Origin of the sequence: Paenibacillus macquariensis (assembly GCF_900156375.1) — a bacterium.
Taxonomy (GTDB): Bacteria; Bacillota; Bacilli; order Paenibacillales; family Paenibacillaceae; genus Paenibacillus_AQ; species Paenibacillus_AQ macquariensis.
In genome coordinates, this window is the sequence record NZ_FTNK01000067.1 from 1 (window position 1) to 1,829 (window position 1,829).

General features: G+C 43.0%; 1 pseudogene. It reads right to left on the bottom strand.

The features are described 5' to 3' along the window. Positions 1 to 1,829: pseudogene (locus tag BW961_RS30870) on the bottom strand (hypothetical protein); the annotation flags it as partial.

Consider the following 1,829-nt stretch of genomic DNA (forward strand, 5'->3'; position numbering starts at 1 on the left):
TCTTTTCCATCGTTTGCCCATACGGATCAATGATTTCCAAGACAAGCTTGTGCTCGTAGGCACCTGCTTCGTAATCTCCATTTTTGGATAAGTTGTATGTTATGACTGTATTCAATGCATCCTTACCTTCGCTTATCTTACCCACTGCATTTACAACCGAAAGGCTGTAAGGGAACATATCCACATTGTTCAGATTGGACGACGGCGTTACGGCTACCGTGTTAAGTGATAATCCAACCGTATTGATATATCCCGTGGATGTACCACCTAGAGCTGTCAGTTTACCGTCAGCTACACCTTGGCCAATATAAAGAACAAGCTGTGAAGTATTCACACTCTGCGGAAGCTTACTCCAGACTGTAACCAAATTTTTACCATTTGGGCTTGTTGCGTCGGACGATTGACTAACTTTGGCCTCATAATATTGATTATCAGGTGTTTTGTAGTAAGCAACAAGCTGAGCCTGTTTCGATTGACGTGGTTCTTCGTTTTTCATTTCCAGCTCTGTATACATCACATTTGAGCTGCTCCCACTATAGATAGTTGTCCGACGTTCGCGGATTTCTGCTTTTTTGCCTGTCATATCAATATGGAAAGAGCCACCTGACACAACGGTATTCATCGCATTATTTAGCATCGTTGTATTCAAAGAGAGGAAGTTCGTAACGTCATCACCTGAGGTTTCCTGCAACACAACCCTTAATTGACTGATGCTATAGGAATAAGGAACTTTGGCTATCACATACATCTCTGCCGTTTCATTAGGAGCAAGGGACGTTTGAGCATTTTTTGCCACGATCTGGGTCGTACTACTGAGATCGTTCAGTCCCGCTTTGACCAAAGCTTTGAGCGCAGGCAGTTTTACTGTAGTCAATTTTGTGTTGCGGATGCTGATTTTAGCTACGATTTGATCTTCATCTGCCCATGGTAGCCGCTGAATGGAGTCGAGCTTTACCCCGAACGTTCCATAACTGTTCTCCATTATGGATTCTAATCCAATAAAGCTATTCTTTTCTTGAGAATAAGGGATTTGATAATACGCAGTCGGAACAATAATCTTGTCGGCAACAGCGGGTTCAGTTAACTGTAGCTGCAACGTGCTTTGATTTAGATTTAATCGCACATCCGCGCTGAGATCAATGATCTTCTCTTCAAACGGCTTTAAGGTTAGCTTGGTGAGCGCCTTTGTATCCACCGGAATGATGAATCCTTCCGTGGCTTTAATTGCAAGCTCGTAAGCGGGTAAAGTTACAGATTTATTACCGACATTTTTTATACGGAATTGAATACTCCATTTGGCGGATTCGTTCTCCGAATATACGGAAGCGCTCTTTATCTGCGTTTCTACGGTATTGTTATCAATGGAAATTTTCTTGACATCGTAATTAGCCACGGCTAATTTAGCCGTTGTTGCTGCAGGAAGGATGAAGGACTGAACTGGAAGATCAATCTTTAAAGTCGAGTCTTCCTGCGCGAATTGCAGCGTCATATTAACGGTTTTTATATAGGAAGGGATTTCTCCCATATAGTATATCGTTTTCTTCTCCTGAGGCTGCACCTTGTAACTACTGCTGGCATCATCCAACCTGAGCTCGAATACCGTACCACCAGCAGATGTCAGGTATGCTTTATAGCCGGGATCGCTAAGTACTTTTGTACCCGAATTCGCGAGACTGACCCCTACCCTCATGTATACCTTTCCATTTAGTTTAATCATTTGTAGACTTTCCGCCTTGGTCGTTACAGGAAGATCATTCATCATGATATTCTTGCTCTGGCCTTTAGCAGCTACCATAGAATAATTGGCCGGAACCGTGAAAACACCCAGC